General features: G+C 62.4%; 18 protein-coding genes. 14 read left to right on the top strand and 4 right to left on the bottom strand.

The window, feature by feature from the left end:
* Nucleotides 1-15: 15 nt before the first annotated feature.
* On the bottom strand, nucleotides 16-1557 hold the full coding sequence (locus tag E0E41_RS09040) for a putative polysaccharide biosynthesis protein (RefSeq protein ID WP_242623743.1): 1542 nt from the start codon (nucleotides 1555-1557) through the stop codon (nucleotides 16-18).
* Nucleotides 1558-1687: 130 nt separating this feature from the next.
* Between E0E41_RS09040 and E0E41_RS09035 the strand changes: the two genes are divergently transcribed.
* From E0E41_RS09035 to E0E41_RS08990, 10 genes are all read left to right on the top strand, one after another.
* Nucleotides 1688-2398, top strand: a complete 711-nt coding sequence (locus E0E41_RS09035; protein WP_165450533.1) for a DUF554 domain-containing protein — start codon at nucleotides 1688-1690, stop codon at nucleotides 2396-2398.
* A 362-nt stretch (nucleotides 2399-2760) separates the two neighbouring features.
* The gene (locus tag E0E41_RS09030) at nucleotides 2761-3537 is read left to right on the top strand and encodes an enoyl-CoA hydratase-related protein (RefSeq protein WP_130869635.1); all 777 of its coding nucleotides are present in this window, start codon (nucleotides 2761-2763) and stop codon (nucleotides 3535-3537) included.
* Between the two features lie 227 nt (nucleotides 3538-3764).
* Nucleotides 3765-4613: a 3-hydroxybutyryl-CoA dehydrogenase gene (locus tag E0E41_RS09025; RefSeq protein ID WP_130869634.1), complete on the top strand. Its 849-nt coding sequence runs from the start codon at nucleotides 3765-3767 to the stop codon at nucleotides 4611-4613.
* 89 nt (nucleotides 4614-4702) lie between these two features.
* A complete protein-coding gene (locus E0E41_RS09020; protein ID WP_130869633.1) occupies nucleotides 4703-5866 on the top strand; it encodes an acyl-CoA dehydrogenase in 1164 nt (387 codons plus the stop codon).
* A 163-nt stretch (nucleotides 5867-6029) separates the two neighbouring features.
* Nucleotides 6030-6830, top strand: coding sequence for an acryloyl-CoA reductase electron transfer subunit gamma (gene acrB / locus E0E41_RS09015; protein ID WP_130870812.1), 801 nt, complete (start codon nucleotides 6030-6032; stop codon nucleotides 6828-6830).
* 90 nt (nucleotides 6831-6920) lie between these two features.
* On the top strand, nucleotides 6921-7955 hold the full coding sequence (acrA, locus tag E0E41_RS09010; RefSeq protein ID WP_130869632.1) for an acryloyl-CoA reductase electron transfer subunit beta: 1035 nt from the start codon (nucleotides 6921-6923) through the stop codon (nucleotides 7953-7955).
* 76 nt (nucleotides 7956-8031) lie between these two features.
* On the top strand, nucleotides 8032-8901 hold the full coding sequence (locus E0E41_RS09005) for a DMT family transporter (RefSeq protein WP_207303207.1): 870 nt from the start codon (nucleotides 8032-8034) through the stop codon (nucleotides 8899-8901).
* A gap of 118 nt (nucleotides 8902-9019) precedes the next feature.
* Nucleotides 9020-9292, top strand: a complete 273-nt coding sequence (locus E0E41_RS09000; protein WP_130869631.1) for a DUF6514 family protein — start codon at nucleotides 9020-9022, stop codon at nucleotides 9290-9292.
* A 99-nt stretch (nucleotides 9293-9391) separates the two neighbouring features.
* Nucleotides 9392-10801: a sodium-dependent transporter gene (locus E0E41_RS08995; protein WP_130869630.1), complete on the top strand. Its 1410-nt coding sequence runs from the start codon at nucleotides 9392-9394 to the stop codon at nucleotides 10799-10801.
* Nucleotides 10802-10920: 119 nt separating this feature from the next.
* Complete coding sequence (locus E0E41_RS08990) at nucleotides 10921-12630, top strand: copper amine oxidase N-terminal domain-containing protein (RefSeq protein WP_130869629.1); 1710 nt, start codon at nucleotides 10921-10923, stop codon at nucleotides 12628-12630.
* A 62-nt stretch (nucleotides 12631-12692) separates the two neighbouring features.
* On the opposite strand, the gene E0E41_RS08985 is transcribed toward E0E41_RS08990, so the two are convergent.
* The gene (locus E0E41_RS08985; protein ID WP_130869628.1) at nucleotides 12693-13109 is read right to left on the bottom strand and encodes a hypothetical protein; all 417 of its coding nucleotides are present in this window, start codon (nucleotides 13107-13109) and stop codon (nucleotides 12693-12695) included.
* Between the two features lie 216 nt (nucleotides 13110-13325).
* Here E0E41_RS08985 and murI point away from each other — a divergent pair, with 216 nt between their 5' ends.
* From murI to bsh, 4 genes are all read left to right on the top strand, one after another.
* Nucleotides 13326-14141 (top strand): glutamate racemase, encoded by an 816-nt coding sequence (gene murI / locus E0E41_RS08980; RefSeq protein WP_130869627.1) that lies wholly within the window; start codon nucleotides 13326-13328, stop codon nucleotides 14139-14141.
* Between the two features lie 79 nt (nucleotides 14142-14220).
* Complete coding sequence (locus E0E41_RS08975; RefSeq protein WP_130869626.1) at nucleotides 14221-14664, top strand: DUF1934 domain-containing protein; 444 nt, start codon at nucleotides 14221-14223, stop codon at nucleotides 14662-14664.
* Between the two features lie 42 nt (nucleotides 14665-14706).
* The gene (gene argS, locus E0E41_RS08970; RefSeq protein WP_130869625.1) at nucleotides 14707-16455 is read left to right on the top strand and encodes an arginine--tRNA ligase; all 1749 of its coding nucleotides are present in this window, start codon (nucleotides 14707-14709) and stop codon (nucleotides 16453-16455) included.
* Between the two features lie 72 nt (nucleotides 16456-16527).
* Nucleotides 16528-17505, top strand: coding sequence for a choloylglycine hydrolase (bsh, locus tag E0E41_RS08965; RefSeq protein ID WP_130869624.1), 978 nt, complete (start codon nucleotides 16528-16530; stop codon nucleotides 17503-17505).
* Between the two features lie 6 nt (nucleotides 17506-17511).
* On the opposite strand, the gene E0E41_RS08960 is transcribed toward bsh, so the two are convergent.
* Together E0E41_RS08960 and E0E41_RS08955 are read right to left on the bottom strand one after the other, a co-directional pair.
* The gene (locus tag E0E41_RS08960) at nucleotides 17512-18585 is read right to left on the bottom strand and encodes a DUF4179 domain-containing protein (RefSeq protein ID WP_130869623.1); all 1074 of its coding nucleotides are present in this window, start codon (nucleotides 18583-18585) and stop codon (nucleotides 17512-17514) included.
* Nucleotides 18575-19060, bottom strand: a complete 486-nt coding sequence (locus E0E41_RS08955; protein ID WP_130869622.1) for an RNA polymerase sigma factor — start codon at nucleotides 19058-19060, stop codon at nucleotides 18575-18577. The genes E0E41_RS08960 and E0E41_RS08955 overlap by 11 nt, the downstream gene beginning before the upstream one ends.
* Between the last annotated feature and the right edge of the window lie 35 nt (nucleotides 19061-19095).

Here is a 19095-nt window from a genome sequence, read left to right as displayed (position 1 = left end):
TTTTGTTTCGCGCAGTCACCGCCGGGACCGGCGGAAGATAGAGAACAGGGATACCCCCTGGGCCTGGAGAGCGGCCAGGTAAAAGACCACACCGAAGAGCAGGCAGACGGCCAGATTGGGGATGTCAGCCAGTCCGTGGGAGCGGAGTACCTGGAACAGCAGCCGGACCACCAGACCCATCAGCAGGGCGGCCAGGCCGGGGGCGGTGCACCAGGCAAAGATCCGGGCCTTCAGTCCGGTGGCCCTGTGGACCCCCCGCCAGTTGAGCCAGGCTCCCAGGGCGGCGGAGAGCACGAAGCCCGCCACATAACCCCCCAGCCCCACCCCCGGCAGGCCCATGAGGAAGTAGGTGCCCCCCAGCTCCACCACCGCCGACAGCAGGGCGTTGCGTGCGGCGGTCTTCTGCCTGCCCACCCCGTTGAGGGCGCCGGAGAGCACCGCCTGCCAGCAGGTCAGGGCCACCCCCACGGCCAGGGGGAGCAGGTAGTCTCCCGCTGTCGGCTCCCGGAAGAGGAGCACCCCCAGAGTGGGCCCCAGCACGGTGAGCAGGGCCATGGCGGGGAGGACCAGCACCGAGGTGGCCAGCATGGCCCGGTCCAGCCGGCTCCGCACCAGGTCGGTCCGGCCCAGGGCGGCGGCCTGGGCCAGCTTGGGCATCAGGGTGAGGCCCAGGGCACCGATAAAGGCGGTGGGCAGGCTGAGCATGGGGATGGTCATGCCGCACAGCACGCCGAAGGCGCTCATGGCCTCGTGGACCTCCGCCCCCGCCCGCACCAGCTGCTGGGGAATGAGCACCGCCGTGGCCGAACCCATCAGGTTGCCCAGCAGACTGGTCATCCCAACCGGCAGGGCCAGGGACGCCACCTTCCGGGTCAGCTCCCGCCGGCCGGGTACCGTCCCCGGCAGACCGGCGGCCCGGTCCAGACTGCGGCGGGCCAGCAGCAGGAGGGTGAGGGCGGAGAACAGCTCGCAGGCCGTCATACCCAGCACGATGAGGGCCACCGTCCGTTCCGGGTTCTGGGGCAGGAAAAGCACCAGCAGGCCCAGCACCGCCGCCGCCCGGATGAACTGCTCGCACAGCTCCACCGCCGCCGGGGGGCGCACGTTCCCCGTGCCGTAGAAGTAGTGCTTGTGCAGGTTCTCCACCCCGGTGAGCAGCACGCAGGGCAGCAGCAGCACCAGCCCTGTCTGGGTGCGGGCGTCCCCCAGCAGGTACACCGAAATGGGGTCATAGCACACAACGGTGATGACTGCCGCCGGGGTGAACAGGGCCAGAAAGAGGACCAGACAGCGGCGGAGCAGGGCGGATATGGCCGCCCGGTTGCCCAGGGCATGGTAACTGGCCGACAGATTGGACACCGCCGCCGTCAGCCCCACGGCGGTGATGGACATGAGTACGGAGTACACCGGCATCACCAGCTGGTACAGGCCCATCACCTCCGCCCCGATGAGCCGGGACAGAAAAATGCGGTACACAAACCCCAGGGCCTGAGAGCAGATCCCGGTGCCCGTCAGCAGCAGGGTGCCGTATAGCATGGATGTGCGGTCGAGCTTCATCACTGCGCCCCCCTTCGCCTACCACTTTATTCTCCACAGGTTGTCCGCCATACGTCATCCGTTGACAAACGGGAAAAGAAGGGGTATCATATCGCTATTAGCGCATTGCAGTGTGAAAGCAGGGAGAGCCATGATCGCCACCATTATCAACGTAGTCCTGATCCTTCTGGGGAGCATGCTGGGACTGATCTTCAAGAACCGCATCAGCGCCCGGTTCGCCTCGGGCCTGACTTTTGCCCTGGGCCTGTGCGTGCTGGGTATCGGCATCACCAGCATGATCTCCACGGCGGACAGCTTGTGCGTCATCGTGTGCATGGTGGTGGGCACCCTGCTGGGAGAGGCCGTCAACATCGAAAAGCGGATGGACAGCGTAGGGGAGCTGCTCCGCCGCAAGCTCATCCGGGGGGAGGGCAACAACCGCTTCGTGGAGGGCTTTGTCAACGCCTCGGTGCTCTTCTGCGTGGGGGCCATGGCCATCAACGGCTCCATGGAGGCGGGCATGAACCACAACTACGACATCATTATCTCCAAGGCCGTCATTGACGGGGTGACCTCCATCACCTTTGCCGCCGCCATGGGGGTGGGCGTGGCTTTCGCCGCCCTGCCTATCCTGATCTACCAGGGAGGCCTGACCCTGATCTTCGCCGCGGTGGGCCAGGGCATGGATCCGGCGGTGGTCACCGAGATGAGCGCCGTGGGCGGCACCATCATCGTGGGCATCGGCATCAATATGCTGGGGCTGTCCAAGGAGAAGCTGCGGGTGGGCAACATGCTGCCTGCCATCTTCCTGCCGCTGGGGTACATTCCGCTGAGCCAATGGCTGGGGAGCGTGCTGGGGTAAAGGGGCGGCATATTGTATCCCCGCCGGCCATCTTCCCGCCGCTGGGGTGCATTCCGCTGAGCCGCCGGCCGGGGAGCGTGCTGAAGTATCCAGAAATGGAAAAGACAGGCTGAATTGGAAGGAAACCTGTCGATGAAAGAAAAAGCAAACGGAGCAGTTTGAACATTCTTCTGAGAGCACAAAGCTGTGATTTCATGGCTTTGTGCATTTTTTACATAATCATTGACAAAAAAATAACGCTTTTCTGCCTGCATTTTGCTTGCCTGTTTGACCGGAAAGCGTTATACTTATTAGGAAAGGCAGTGTTAAAAAAATAACGATTCTGACCTTTAATGTTATGACCTTTTAAGGAGGCAGGACAAATGGGATTCGTTAAGCTGGAAAAGCAGGGCCACGTGGGTGTGGTTACCATTGACCGGCAGGAGGCGCTGAACGCGCTGAACAGCCAGGTGCTCAGCGACCTGGATGCGGTCATCGATCAGGTGGCTGCTGACGACGAGATCTATGTAATGATCCTGACTGGTGCCGGCCGCTCCTTTGTGGCGGGTGCTGATATCGGTGAGATGAAGGGCTTCTCCTCCATCGAGGGCAAGAAGTTCGGTGTCCACGGCAACAGCGTGTTCCTGAAGCTGGAGAACATGGCCAAGCCCGTCATCGCCGCGGTGAACGGTTTTGCTCTGGGCGGCGGCTGTGAGCTGAGCATGGCCTGCGACATCCGTCTGGCCAGCGAGAAGGCCCGGTTCGGCCAGCCCGAGGTGGGTCTGGGCATCACCCCCGGCTTCGCCGGCACCCAGCGGCTGCCCCGGATCGTGGGCGTCTCCAAGGCGATGGAGCTGATCCTCACCGCCAAGACCATCAAGGCGGACGAGGCCAAGGCCATCGGTCTGGTCAGCGAGGTGTATCCTCCTGAGGAGCTGATGGACAAGGCTATGGAGCTGGCCAACGCCATCTGCGCCAACGCTCAGATCGCCGTGCAGGAGTCCAAGCGCTGCATCCGCATGGGTATGCAGACCGACATCGCCACCGGTTCTGCCTTTGAGGCTGAGGCCTTTGGCGTGTGCTGCGGCACCGCCGACAAGGACGAGGGCATGGGCGCCTTCCTGGAGAAGCGCGCCGAGAAGCACTTCCAGAACAAGTAAAGAAGCAGCTGGCGGGCCGATGAGGGCATCGGCCCCTACGTCCTCCAATCCCCTCGGAGAGCGGAGGGGGTATCGCGCCGCTTGCGGCGCGTATCTAGGGGGAACTGGTTCCCCCTGGACGGCGCGGCCGTAATACCCGCGTTTCCCGCAGGAAACGCCCGCGCCGTGGAGAAGCACTTCCAGAACAAGTAAGCAATTCTTTGAAAGAATTAGGAGGTTACATAGCTATGAAAAAGATTGTTGTGATCGGCGGCGGCACCATGGGCCTGGATATCGCTCAGGTGTTTGCCCGCAACAGCTACGATGTAGTGGTGCGCGATATCAACGACGACATCATCAAGGCTTCCGAGGGCCGTCTGAACAAGGGCCTGGACAAGCAGGTTGCCAAGGGCAAGATGGACGAGGCCAAGAAGGCCGACATCCTGGCCCACATGACGTTCACTACCGACCTGAACGCGGCTGCCGACGCCGACCTGGTTGTTGAGGCCGCCATCGAGAACCTGGACATCAAGAAGAGCATCTTCGCCGATCTGGACAAGATCTGCAAGCCCGAGACCATCCTGGCCTCCAACACCTCTTCCATCTCCATCACCGCCATTGCCGCGGCCACCAAGCGCCCCGACAAGTTCATCGGCATGCACTTCTTCAACCCCGCTACCGTTATGAAGCTGGTTGAGGTCATCCGCGGCGCTCACACCTCCGACGAGACCTGCGCCACCGTTACCGAGCTGGCCAAGGCCATCGGCAAGGAGCCTGTTGAGGTCAACGAGGCCCCCGGCTTCGTGGTGAACAAGATCCTGGTGCCCATGATCAATGAGGCTGTGGATCTGCTGTATACCGGCGTTGCTTCTGCTGAGGGCATCGACACCGCCATGAAGCTGGGCGCCAACCACCCCATGGGCCCCTTGGCTCTGGGCGATCTGATCGGCCTGGATGTGTGCCTGGCCATCATGGACACTCTGTTCAGCGAGACCCACGATCCCAAGTATCGTGCCTCCCTGCTGCTGCGGAAGATGGTCCGCGCCGGCAAGCTGGGCCGCAAGACCGGCATCGGCTTCTACGATTATCGCAAGTAAACATTCCCTAAGCGCGCAACGACGGGCGGGAGCCCAAAACACTCCCGCCCGCCCGTTCTGAAATACATATCTTAGGAGGAAGGCAACAAATGGATCTGCACCTTTCCAAAGAGCAGGAAATGCTCCGCAAGATGTACCGTGACTTCGCCGAGAACGAAGTCAAGCCCCTGGCCGAGTGGGTGGACGAGAACGAGGCGTTCCCCGAGGAGACCGTCAAGAAGATGGCCAAGCTGGGCATGATGGGCATCTATTTCCCCAAGGAGTACGGCGGCGCCGGCGCCGACGTGCTGAGCTACGTCATGGCTGTGGAAGAGATGAGCAAGGTCTGCGGCACCACCGGCGTTATTATCTCCGCCCACACCTCCCTGTGCTGCGCTCCCATCTATGAGAACGGCACCGAGGAGCAGAAGCAGAAGTATCTGCCCAAGCTGTGCTCCGGCGAGTGGCTGGGCGCCTTCGGTCTGACCGAGCCCGGCGCCGGCACCGACGCCCAGGGCCAGCAGACCACCGCCGTGCTGGACGAGAAGGGTGAGAACTGGATCCTCAACGGCTCCAAGATCTTCATCACCAACGCCGGCTACGCCAACGTGTTCGTGATCTTCGCCATCACCGGCGTGTCCACCGACAAGCGCGGCCGCAAGAAGAAGGAGATCTCCGCCTTCATCGTGGAGCGCACCGATCCCGGCTTCTCCGTGGGCAAGCACGAGAAGAAGATGGGCATCCGCGGCTCCTCCACCTGCGAGCTGATCATGGAGGACTGCATCATTCCCAAGGACCGTCTGCTGGGCAAGCAGGGCAAGGGCTTCGGCATCGCCATGAAGACCCTGGACGGCGGCCGTATCGGCATCGCCTCCCAGGCTCTGGGTCTGGCCGAGGGCGCCATTGACGAGACCATCAAGTACACCAAGGAGCGCGTTCAGTTCGGTAAGCGCATCTCCCAGTTCCAGAACACCCAGTTCCAGCTGGCTGATATGCACGCCAAGACCGAGGCTGCCAAGTGGCTGGTGTATTCCGCTGCTATGAAGAAGCAGAACCACGAGCCCTACACCGCGGACGCCGCCATGGCCAAGCTGGTGGCCGCTGAGACCGCCAGCGACGTGACCCGCCGCTGCGTGCAGCTGTTCGGCGGTTACGGCTACACCCGTGAGTATCCCATGGAGCGCATGATGCGCGACGCCAAGATCACCGAGATCTACGAGGGTACCAGCGAGGTGCAGCGCATGGTCATCGCCGCCAACCTGGGCGTGAACTAAACGGAACTGGAGGGAAAATTACGATATGAAATGCATCGTTTGTGTCAAGCAGGTACCTGATACCTCCGGCGTGGTTGCGGTGAAGGAAGACGGCACCATGGACCGTGCCGCCATGGCCACCATTACCAACCACGACNAACGGACCTGGAGGGAAAATTACGATATGAAATGCATCGTTTGTGTCAAGCAGGTACCTGATACCTCCGGCGTGGTTGCGGTGAAGGAAGACGGCACCATGGACCGTGCCGCCATGGCCACCATTACCAACCACGACGACCTGGCCGCTGTTGAGGCCGCTCTTCGGATCAAGGACGCCACCGGCTGCAAGGTAGTGGTGGTCTCCATGGGTCCCGCCCCCGCTGAGGGCATGCTGCGCGAGCTGCTGGCCATGGGCTGCGATGAGGCCGTTCTGGTCTCCGCCCGTGAGTTCGGCGGTTCCGATACTTACGCCACTTCCCAGATTCTGGCCGCTGCCATCAAGAAGATCGGCGTGGACGACGACGACATCGTGTTCTGCGGCCGTCAGGCCATCGACGGCGACACCGCTCAGGTGGGTCCCCAGATCGCCGAGAAGCTGCACCTGCCCCAGGTCTCCTATGTGGCCGAGATCAAGGTGGAGGGCAAGGCCGTCACCGTGAAGCGTCTGCTGGAGGATGGCTACATGACCATCAAGGTGCAGACCCCCTGCCTGCTGACCTGCGTGAAGGAGCTGAACGACGCCCGTTACATGAGCGTTGGCGGCATCATGGAGTGCTACCAGAAGCCTCTGGAGATCTACAACTATGAGACTCTGAAGGACGATCCCCTCATCGACGTGGATACCATCGGCCTGAAAGGCTCTCCCACGAATGTGTACAAGTCCTTCTCTCCCCCGGTGAAGGGCGCCGGTATGATGCTGGAGGGCGCCGACACTCCGACGGTTGAGCAGCTGGTCTCCATCCTCAACGACAAGCACATTATCTAAGAAGCGAAAGGCGAGCAAAGAAAGGCTTTAGATAGTAAAGAAACCGCCGCCTTCAAGGGCGTATGGGATTTCTGCGAGTAGCGAGCAGGCGTGATCATGTCCACCAGCTACCAGCTGCTGAGCGAGGTCCGCAAGCTGACCAACAACCTGGGCGTTGAGCTGTGCGGCGTGGTTCTGGGCAAGGACATCAAGGAGGAGTACCTGAAGGCTCTGGGCGGCTACGGTGCCGACAAGGTCTACTACTGCAACCACGAGCTGCTGGACGTGTACACCACCGACGCCTACACCAAGGTCATCTGCGACCTGGTGGAGGACAAGAAGCCTGAGATCTTCCTGATCGGCGCCACCAACATCGGCCGTGACCTGGGCCCCCGCTGCGCCGCCCGGCTGCACACCGGTCTGACCGCCGACTGCACCCACCTGGATGTGGACGTGGAGAAGTACAAGGCTTTCCTGAAAACTACTTCTACCATCGACGTGGACAACACGGTGTTTGAGAGCAACACCAACCTGAAGATGACCCGTCCCGCTTTCGGCGGTCACCTGATGGCCACCATCATCTGCCCCCGGTTCCGTCCCCAGATGTCCACCGTGCGTCCCGGCGTGATGCAGACCCAGCCCTACGACGAGGCCGGCGCTGCCAAGACCGTGATCGAGAACGTGGACGTGAAGCTGGACAAGTCCGACATCCATGTTGAGGTTCTGGAGGTCAAGAAGGCCGCCAAGAAGCTGGTGGACCTGATCGGCGCCGACGTAGTGGTGTCCGTGGGCCGCGGCATCAGCAAGGACGTTGAGGGCGGCATCAAGCTGGCTGAGGAGCTGGCTGGCGTCCTGGGCGGCGTTGTGGGCTGCTCCCGTGCCGTGGTTGACGCCGGTTGGCTGTCCGCCGACCACCAGGTCGGTCAGACCGGCAAGACCGTTCACCCCCGCATCTATGTTGCTCTGGGCATCTCCGGCGCCATCCAGCACCTGGCCGGCATGCAGGATTCCGAGTGCATCATTGCGGTGAACAAGAACGAGTCCGCCCCCATCTTCGACGTGGCCTCCTACGGCATCTGCGGCGACCTGTACAAGGTCACCCCCATGCTCATCGAGGCTATCCGGGCTGCCAAGGCTGCCAAGTAAGATCCCTTTTCCAATCAAAGCACCGGCCAGAATCTCTGGCCGGTGCTTTTCTGCCTATCGGAGGAGTTGAAAGACCATGTTTGACGCACATCCCAGGGCGGTCCTGCTGCTGGGGGTACTGGGAGTTTCCGTTTCCGCCATCCTGGTCCGCTATTCCCAGGCCCCCTCGGTGATCACCGCGGTGTACCGGCTGGGTTGGACGGTGCTGCTCCTGCTGCCTGTGGTGGCCACCAAATTCCGGGGTGAGCTGCTGCGGGTCAAGGGGCGGGATGTCCTGCTGTGCGCTCTCAGCGGCCTCTGCCTGGCCCTCCACTTCCTCACCTGGTTCGAGTCCCTGAAGTGGACCGGAGTGGCGGTATCCACCGTGCTGGTGTCCACCGAGGTCATTTTCACCGCCCTGGGCTTTGCCCTGTTCCTCAAGGGCCGCATCCCGCCTCTGGGGGTGGCGGCCATCCTGCTGGCCTTCGGCGGCAGCGCCCTGCTGGCAGTGGCCGGCGGCGGTCAGGGGGGCCAGCTCTACGGCAATGTGCTGGCCCTTGCGGCGGCGGTCTTTGTCTCTCTGTATACCCTCATTGGAAAAATACAGAGAGGACACCTCTCCACCACCGTCTACACCTTCCTGACCTATGTGTTCTGCTTTTTGGCCCTGCTGATGATGGCGGCGGGCTCCGGTACGCCGCTGGCAGGCTACGGCGGCCGGGAGTGGCTCATCGGTCTGGGGCTGGCGGTGCTGTGCACCCTCATGGGCCACAGCCTGTTCAGCTGGTGCCTGAAATACCTGTCCCCCGCCTATGTGTCGGCGGCCAAGCTGTGCGAGCCGGTGTTCTCCGGCGCCCTGGCGGTCCCCCTGTTCGGGGAGATCCCCGCTCCCCTCCAGCTGGCCGGCGCTGTGGTGGTGCTGGGGGCGGTCCTGCTGTATACAAAAGCGGAAAAAACGACAGAATAATACCATATGTTGTCTCCTGACGGCGATTTGTGACGAAAGTGCCCGAGCGAAATTACTTTACAATTTATACCAATAATGTATAATAAAGTCACAGAAAGCCGGAAAGGGGAAAGGACACATGCGAGAGCTGCTGGTGGATACCTGCCGGGAGACCGGAGAGGACGGACGGTCTCACGGCTACCGCTACTACATACTAGTGGGAGAGATGGCGGTAAGCGGCGGACTGTCCTGCGAGAGCTACGGGGTGAAGGTAGTGGGGGAGGACGGGGAAGAGGCCGCCGTGCCCGACATCACCGTCCGGCCCGCCCGGATCGACGCATTGATGGAGCTGCTCATCCGCAACACCGTCTCCCCGGTGACCCTGCGGGACGTGGTGGAGGACTGGCTGTAACGCTCCCTCCATTGACAGCCCTCCGAAAATCAGCTATGATAATAGCTGTGTCTGTCAGTGGGAAACACTGAACAGGCTGTTTATTTTGGAGGGATCGTGTTGAAAGAGAGAGAGACCTTTGCGTCCCGGCTGGGCTTTGTGCTCATCTCCGCCGGGTGCGCCATCGGCCTGGGCAACGTCTGGCGCTTCCCCTACATCGTGGGGCAGTACGGCGGCGCGGCCTTTGTGCTGATTTATCTGGTATTTTTGGTGATCATGGGCCTGCCCATCATGGCTATGGAGTTTGCCGTGGGCCGGGCCAGCCGGAAGAGCATTATTGTCTCCTTCCAGGAGCTGGAGCCCAAAGGCACCAAGTGGCACTGGTACGGCTGGTTCGGCATGGCGGGCAACTACCTGCTGATGATGTACTACACCACCATCGCCGGCTGGCTGCTGCTGTACTTCTTCAAAATTGCCGCCGGCCAGTTTGAGGGCCTGGACCAGGCGGGTGTGGCCAATGCCTTTGGCAATATGGTGGCTACCCCGGGCATCCAGGTGCTCTTTATGGCCATCGTGGTGGTGCTGGGTATGGTGATCTGCAGCCGGGGCCTGCAGAACGGCGTGGAGAAGGTCAACAAGTTCATGATGCTCTGCCTACTGGCCCTGCTGGTGGTGCTGGCCGTCCGGGCGGTGACCCTGCCCGGGGCGGTGGCCGGCCTGAAGTTCTACCTGGTGCCCAACTTCCACAACCTGATGTACAACGCCGACGGCGGCTTCCGGCTGGGCGAGGCGGTGTACGCCGCCATGGGACAGGCCTTCTTTACCCTGAGCCTGGGCATCGGCGCCATGGCTATTTTCGGCAGCTACATCGGCAAGGACCGGCGGCTGTTCGGGGAGACCATCAACGTAGGTGTTCTGGATACCTGCGTGGCCTTTGTGGCCGGCCTGATCATCTTCCCCTCCGCCTTCGCCTTCGGCATCAGCCCCGACCAGGGCTCCAACCTGATCTTTGTCACCCTGCCCAACGTGTTCAACGCCATGCCCGGCGGACGGCTGTGGGGCGCCCTGTTCTTTGTGTTCCTGTTCTTTGCCGCCCTGTCCACCGTCACTGCCGTGTTTGAGAATATCCTGGCCTGCTGGATGGACAAGTGGGGCATGTCCCGGAAGAAGGCGGTGGCGGCCAACCTGGCGCTCATCTTCCTGCTGAGCCTGCCCTGCCTGCTGGGCAACAACCTGTGGTCCGGGGTCAAGCTGCTGGGCATGGGGGTCATGGACTTTGAGGACTTCCTGGTGAGCAACAACCTGCTGCCCCTGGGCTCTGTGATCTACCTGCTGTTCTGCTGCGTGTCCAAAAAATATGCCTGGGGCTTTGACAACTTCCTGGCCGAGGCCGACCAGGGCAAGGGCGTCAGATTTCCCGCCCGGTTCCGGGTGTACTTCACCTACATCCTGCCCATCATCGTACTGATCATCTTCGTCGTGGGCTACTGGGACAAGTTCAAGAGCTTTTTCCTGGCCCTGATGGCCTGATACGGAAACCTGCCGTCGCAAGACGGCAGGTTTTTTTATGGGATCGTTACTTCCTCCGTAGACAGAAAGAAGAAAGTATGATACCATGAAATTATCAAAAATAGACAGGGGGAGGCCCTATGAAACGCAAGATTTGTATTCTTTTGACAATCCTGATGGTTTTGGGCTGCATATCACCTGCCCTGGCGGCGGGGGAGGAATCTGCCGGCCTGTACGAGCAATACGGCCCTTGGAACACCTGGACCCAGGAGCAGAAGGATGCCGCCGAGGAGAACTGGACCGAGGAGGATTGGGACCAGTACTGGATGGACTATGAGGCGTGGGCCTGGCTGCCCATGGACCAGTACTATGAGGACAACGAAAACTGGTCCATGGAGTACTACGGTATGGATGAATCCGACTGGCAGGACTACCTGACGGAGGAAAAGACCGACATGGGCATGCCCTTCCCCGAGGGGATCAACGTCAGCCTGAACGGGACCTACCTGGACTTCGGCGGCCTGGAGCCCATGGCGGTGAACGGCCGTACCCTGGTGCCCTTCCGGGCCCTGCTGGAGGGGATGGGGGCCCAGGTGGACTACACCGACGGCCTTATCACCGCCAAAACCCAGGCGGGGGATACCCTGACCATGCGCCTGGGGGACTCCAAGCTGTCCTACACCGTGGGCGACAAGCTGGAGGAGACCGACATGGGGGCCGCCCCCACGGCAGTGGGCGGCCGGGTGTACATCCCCGTCCGGGCGGCGGCGGAAGCCCTGGGCCTGGGCGTGTACTGGGATGATTATTATGAGACGGCCTACCTCACCGACTGGGATGCCCTCCAGGCGGAGGTGGACAGCTATTTCACCTGCTATAACGAACTGATCGCGGCCTCCATGGCGGCGGTGGACTGGAGTAAGACCTACGCCGGCACCGGAAATATGACCCTCACCGGCACCCTGTACGGGGAGAAGGAGAATGACAGCGCCTCCATCGCTTTGGATATGACCACCCTCCAGAGCAAGGACGGCGTGAGCGCCGACCTGACCCTGGGGGTGGATCTGGGGGATCTGGAGGATACCATCTTCTCCGCCCTGCCCCCCGAGGCCCTGGAGCTGATCCATGACGCCGACGGAGACCAGATGAGCCTGATCCTCAACACCAACGAGGGGACCGTATACTTCCAGGGCGGCGGCGTGTTCCAGCTGACCAGCGAGCTGGGCGAGGATCAGTGGATGGGTATCCGGATGGATGACGCACAGCGGGTCATGCTGAGCCAGATGCTCAGCGGCGGCTGGGAGTTCACCCTGGGCAGCCTGCTGGTGGAGCAGCAGAAAAACAGCACCTGGTACTATCAGAGCCCCTGGGAGACTGTGATGGACACTGTGCTGCCCCTGCGCCTCTTCCTGGGGGACGAGAACTTCACCCGGAAGGAATCTGGAAGCATCGTGACCTACTCCGCCCACCTGGATCTGCTCACCCTGAAAGCCCGGATGGACGAGCTGGGCATCGACTATGGGCAGATCGGTCTGGCCGACCTGCTCACCGGCCAGGTGCAGATGCCTGACGTGAAGATGGATCTGACCGCCAGGACCGTGGGCGGCAAGCTCCAGACCATGGACTGCACCGGCAGGATCAGCGTGCCCGGGGCCGTTCCCGTGGACGTGACCTTCGACCTGTCCGCCACCCCCCTGAAGAGCACCTGCACCATGGAGTTCAAGGGCGAGTATGTGGGCAAGATCACCCTGGAGGCGGACAGCACCGCCTCCGTCACCACCCGCACCGTACCCACCGCGCCCCCCGAAGGAGCGGAGATCCTGTGGTCAGACGGGCAGCCCATGGAGGGCTGAGGAATCAGAACATAAAAGCGGGGCCCCCGGTCATAGACCGGGGGCCCCGCTCTGTCCGTCGGTTACAGCTGATCGCTGTCCACCAGGATGTTGTCGGTGCCGTGCTGCTCAAATTCTGCGATATAGGCGTCGATCCGGCTGGTGAGCTCATCGTAATTGCTCTCATCGATGGGGGCGTCGTCCATATCCCGGCGGGCCAGATCCTCCGCCAGGATGTCGAAGAACACGTTGTTCTCATATTCCATAATGGCCTCGTGGATGCCGCCCTCGGCAAACGCCCGGGAGGGCACCACCTCGCCCTGCCAATCCTCGGCCAGAGTGGTCATGCCTTCTTCCCGCGCTTTGGCGAACAGCAGGCTCTCCACCTCATCATAATCCCGGAAGCGGTCGTCGCCCCGGGTGGAATTCAGAATCCAGTTTCCGATATACGCCATATCCAGCAGGCGGCGGAATTGCTTGGTCGTCAGTTCCAGCTTCATCGTGCAGACCCTCCTCGCTGTCGTGACATAAGAGCCTAAGGGAACTCTATGTATCTTATTATAATCAGCCCAGGCGAAATGTCAAACAAGGCGGAGAAAAAAGGACGGGGCGGCGGCGGTTTTTTCCCCTATTTTTATTGGAAATGTCCTTGCTTTATGGCGGGATTTCGCATATCATGAATAGATGCGGAACAAAACCTTGTAGGAGGGATGGTCTTGGACAAAAGACCCATCGGCGTGTTCGATTCCGGACTGGGCGGACTGACCACGGTGCGGGAGCTGCGCCGCCTGCTGCCCGGAGAGGATATCGTGTATTTCGGCGACACCGGCCGGGTGCCCTACGGCAGCCGCTCGGCGGATACCATTGTCAAATATGCCCGGCAGGACGTGGCGTTTCTGCGTACCTTTGACCTGAAAGCCATCGTCATTGCCTGCGGCACCGTGTCCACCACCGCGCTAGATATCCTGGCGGCGGAGAACTCCATCCCGGTGCTGGGCGTGGTGGCCCCCGCGGCGGCGGCTGCCGCACGCGCCACCCGGAACGGGAAGATCGGCCTCATCGGTACCCAGGCCTCCATTCGCAGCGGGGCCTATGAGCGGTTTATCCATGGGGAGAACTCGGAGGCTCAGGTGCTCGCCCAGCCCTGCCCCCTGTTCGTGCCCCTGGTGGAGAACGGCCGGTTCCGGCGGGGGGATATCGTCATTGAGACGGTGGCGGCGGAGTATCTGGCTCCCCTGAAGCAGGCCGGGGTGGATACCCTGGTGCTGGGCTGCACCCACTACCCCCTGCTGGAGGGGGTCATTGCCGCCTATATGGGGCCGGACGTGAAGCTGGTCAACGCCGGGGCAGAGGGCGCCCGGGCGGCGGCGGACGCGCTGGAGCGGGCCGATGCCCTGTCCCCCAATACCTCCGGCGGCCGGTACCGCTACTTTGTCAGCGACCGGCAGGAGGACTTCTCCCGCCTGGCCTCCATTTTCCTGGGCTGGGATGTGACCGAGGCGGTAGGCCAGGTGGATATCAGCCAATATTAGGACGTGCCCTTTACATTTTGGCCCAAATCAGGTATAATATTTTGCAATTTGTAAACCCATGGTTGAGGTACAAGGTACAATGGAAAACAATGTAATCATCTCCATCCGGGGCAGGCAGAGCTATGAGCAGGCCGAGGAGGAGACCATAGAACTGGTGACCGAGGGCTGCCTCCAGCCCGACGGGGAGGACGGCTACACCCTGACCTATCAGGAGAGCGAGCTCACCGGCCTGGAAGGTACCCTCACCACCTTCCAGATCGAGCGGGACCGGGTGACCCTGCTGCGCATCGGGGAGGTCAACTCCCAGATGGTGTTTGAGGAGGGCCGGCGGCACCTGTCTATGTACAACACCCCCTACGGTGCTCTGGCCGTGGGGATCAGCACCAAGAAGATGAAGGCGGAGCTGGACGCCGCCGGCGGCAGCATCGAGATCGACTACGCCATCGAGATCGACCATGCGGTAGCCGGTGAGAACCTGTTCCACATCCAGGTGCGGCAGAAGGGCCTGTCCATCAAGCAGTGAGGGCCCCGGACAACGGAAGAATTTGAAGAAAAGGTGATAGAGATGTCCAATATGATCCAGGCGGCCCGGGACCAGGTCGCCCAACTGACCCAGGCGGCCTATGAGAAGGCCGCGGCGGCTGGCCTGCTGCCCGCCGGCGCGGAGGTGAAGGCCACCATCGAGATTCCCAAGGACCCCACCCACGGTGACTACGCCTCCTCCTTTGCCATGGCGGGGGCCAAGGCCCTCCACAAGGCCCCCCGGCAGATCGCCCAGGCCATTGTGGACAACCTGGACCTGGCGGGCACCTTCTTTGACAAGGTGGAGATTGCCGGCCCCGGCTTTCTGAACTTTACCCTGGGCAGCAAGTGGTACGGCGAGGTGATCACCGACATCCAGGCCGAAGGTGACACCTACGGCGCGGTGGACGAGGGCCACGGCGAGCGCGTGATGGTGGAGTTCGTCTCCGCCAACCCCACCGGCCCCATGCACATCGGCAACGCCCGGGGCGGCGTGCTGGGCGACGCCCTGGCCAGCGTCCTCACCCGGGCGGGCTACGACGTGTGGCGGGAGTTCTACGTCAACGACGCGGGCAACCAGATCCACAAGTTCGCCATGTCCATCGACGCCCGCTATCTGCAGATCGTGCTGGGGGAGGAGAACTATCCCTTCCCCGAGGACGGCTACCACGGGGACGACATCAAGGAGCTGGCCCAGGCTTTCTATGACCAGCACGGCCCCGACTGGAAGGACAAGCCGGAGGAGGAGCGGCAGGCGGCCATGGCGGAGTACGGCCTGTCTGTGAACATCCCCAAGATGAAGGAGGACCTGCTCCGGTACAAGATCCAGTACGACGAATGGTTCCTGGAGTCCGGGCTCCACAGCTCCGGCTACGTGGCCGAGACGGTGGGCCTGCTGGCCGACAAGGGCTGGACCTATGAGAAGGACGGGGCCCTGTGGCTCAACACCACCGCCCTGCTGAAGCAGAAGTACCTGGCCGAGGGCAAGACCCAGGAGCAGGTGGACAAGCTGGATCTGAAGGACGACGTGCTCCGCCGGGCCAACGGGTTCTACACCTATTTCGCCGCCGACATCGCCTACCACCGCAACAAGCTGGAGAAGCGGGGCTTCTCCAAGGCCATCAACGTCTGGGGCGCCGACCACCACGGCCACGTGGCCCGGCTCCAGGCCGCCCTGGACGGCCTGGGTCTGGACGGCTCCCACCGGCTCATCGTGGTGCTGATGCAGCTGGTGAACCTGCTCCAGGACGGCCAGCCCGTCCGCATGTCCAAGCGCTCCGGCAAGGCCATCGCCCTGCGGGACCTGCTGGACGAGGTGAGCGTGGACGCCGCCCGGTTCTTCTTCAACTCCCGGTCCTCCACCTCCGCCCTGGACTTCGACCTGGACCTGGCGGTGCGGGAGGACTCCGACAACCCGGTGTACTACGTCCAGTACGCCCACGCCCGGATCTGCTCCCTGGTGAGCCGCCTGGCGGAAGAGGGAGATCCGGTGCCCGACGCCTCCGCCGTGGACGCCTCCCTGTACACCACCGCCGAGGAGAAGGCCCTCATCAAGACCCTGTCCCAGCTGCCTGAGACCATCCGGCTCTCCGCCCGGGACTACGACCCCTCCCACGTGAACCGCTACCTCATCACCCTGGCCGGCGAGTTCCACCGGTTCTACAACTCCTGCCGCATCAAGGGGGAGGAGGCCAACGTGCTGTCCGCCCGCCTGAAGCTGGCGGACACCGTCCGGGCCGTCATTGCCAACTGCCTGGGCCTCATCGGTGTCACCGCGCCCGAGAAAATGTAAGAAAAATCCCCCGGGATATCCCGGGGGATTTTTTCAAATCTGGATAAACTGAAGGAAAAAGGAGGTCCCGCCATGTGTACCAGCCTTGTGCTCACCACAAAAAATACCTATACCGGCCGTAATCTGGACCTGGAATATGCCTTCGGGGAAAAAGTTGTGATTACGCCCCGTCATTTTCCCCTGAAATTTCACAGAATGACCGCCCCGGAGACCCACCAGGCCATCATCGGCATGGCCAGCGTGGCGGAGGGCTATCCCCTGTACGCCGAGGGGGTGAACGAGTCGGGGGTCTATATGGCCGGGCTCAACTTCCCTGGCAACGCCTGGTATCCGCCGGATGGGGGAGCGGGGGAGGCCCTGGCCCCCTATGAGCTGATCCCTTACCTGCTGGGCACCTGCGAGACGGCGGAAGAGGCGGCGGAACAGATGAAGCGCATCCCGCTGCTGGGGGTCCCCTTCCGGCCCAACATGCCCCTGGCGCCCCTCCACTGGCACATCGCCGACAGGCACGGGGCCTTCGTGGCCGAGCCCATGGCGGACGGGGTGAAGGTGTATCCCGATCCGGTGGGGGTGCTGACCAACAACCCGCCTTTTCCCTTCCACCTGACCAATCTGACCCAGTACCGGGGGCTGTCCGCCGCCCAGCCGGACAACACGCTGGACCCCGCTCTGGACCTGTCCCCCTTCGGCCAGGGCATGGGGGCGATGGGTTTGCCGGGGGACTGGTCCCCCGCCTCCCGCTATGTCCGGGCCGCCTTCTGCAAGCGGAACTGCGTCTGTGAGGACAGCGAGGCGAGCAGCGTCAGCCAGTTCTTCCACCTGCTGGACGCGGTGGCCATGCCCCGGGGTTCCGTGCGCACTCCCGAAGGGAACTGCGATATCACCCGGTATTCCTGCTGCATCAACACGGACACCGGCACCTACTATTACAAGACCTATGACAACTGCGCCATCACTGCCGTGGCCCTCACTGAGGAGCGGCGGGCTGGGGACAAGCTGCTGGAATTTCCCCTGGATACCAAACTGTGCATTACCTGGCAGGAGGGGTAAGGCCCGCTACTCCAGCGGGATTTCCACCCCGCAGATGGAGATGGAGGCCAGGTTTTCCACGTCCAGGGGAGTGTCCGGGCGGCGGATGAACCGGAGCCAGCCCCGCTCCCCGCCGGAGGGGTCGGCATCCCAGTCGGGAGGCAGCGGCCAGGTGCTTTCGTCGCAGCCGCTCTCCGGGCTGTCATTTTTCAGGGGGATGGCGGTGCCGTCCTTGGTATACAGGGTGATCTCCTGGTAGGCGGTGCAGGCGGGGTAGCCCTCAGAGTCCCGGGGCGGATTGTGGTGGTGCCCTAACAGAGAGCTGTCCGCCAGCAGCACATACACACTGATGGGTGATACCGTCACCTCGGCCACCTTTGCGTCCACGCCCAGGGTATGGACCGTGACGTCCGGCTCCAGACGAATGATGTGATCCGGGTAGTTCAGCGTGGTGCGGAAGGCCCAGGTCTCGTTGCAGTCGTAGATTTTTTCAATGGAGTATTCCTTCCCGCCGTCCCAGCCCACCTCGTGATAGAGCTCCCCCAGCGTGAAGTCCAGGGTCTGGCCGTTGAGGGACTTCTCCTGGGAGTAATAGCTCCAGAAAAACAGGAAGCTGATCTGGTTGTCTGTGGGGTCGTCGTCCTCCACCTGATGATAGGTCCCGCTGCCGGTCAGCCCCGGCAGGTCGGGAAAGGTCGGCATAAACGCATCCATAAAGTGATACCCGTACGCACAGTCCAGCACCGTACCCTCCGGGGCGGTGAGGGTGAGCCCCAGATAAATCGTGTAGTCGTCGGCCAGGCAGTCGGTGAGGGTCAGGGTCCAGCCGTTTTGGGTGATGGACTGCCCCAGCTCCACGGCGCTCTGCCGGTACCCGGCGCTGTCGCCGAAATAGTTCCGTACCACCGGCGGCAGAACCACCGCCGCCCCCACTGTGCCCGCCAGCACCGCCGCGATCACGGCGGCCGCAATGGCGGTGCGGCTCCACCGCCGAACGGTTTTGCTCCCCTGCCGGGCGGCCAGCGCCCGGACCAGGTCCCGTTTGCTCTCACCGGTCAGCCTGATCTGATCCAGTTCGTCCCGATAGCGGTTATCCATCATAGCAATTCCCTCCCAGCTGCTGCCGCAGCTTGGCCTTGGCCCGGGCCAGATGGGTGCTCACCAGAGCGGGGCTCTGGCCCAGCAGCGCGGCAATCTCCTGTACTTCATAGTCCTCATAGTACCGCAGGTAGAGCACCTGCCGGTATTTGGGAGGCAGGCGGTTCACCTGCTCCAGCAGGGAGCCGTCCTCCGGCTCCGGGGCCTCCACACTCAGGTGGAGCCCCTCCTCCAGGGGCGCCCGGCGGCGGAACCAGGCGCTCTTTTTCCAGTTCTTGCACCGGTTGATGGTGAGGCGCACCACCCAGGCCCGCTCCTGCCCGGCGTCGGGGAAGGTGCGCTCGTCCGTCACCAGCTTGAGCAGCACGTCCTGGCAGATGTCCTTGGCGTCGTCCATGTCCCCCAGCCAGGTAAAGCCGATGCGCAGAATGGCGTCGGCGTACCGCTCCACCAGATCCTGCGCCCGCTGTTCCTCCATGGGCCTCCCTCCTTTCACCTCTATAACAACACAGA

This window comes from Intestinimonas massiliensis (ex Afouda et al. 2020) (assembly GCF_900626285.1).
In the GTDB taxonomy this organism is placed as follows: Bacteria; Bacillota; Clostridia; order Oscillospirales; family Oscillospiraceae; genus Flavonifractor; species Flavonifractor massiliensis_A.
This window is presented reverse-complemented; position numbering and strand designations above follow the sequence as displayed.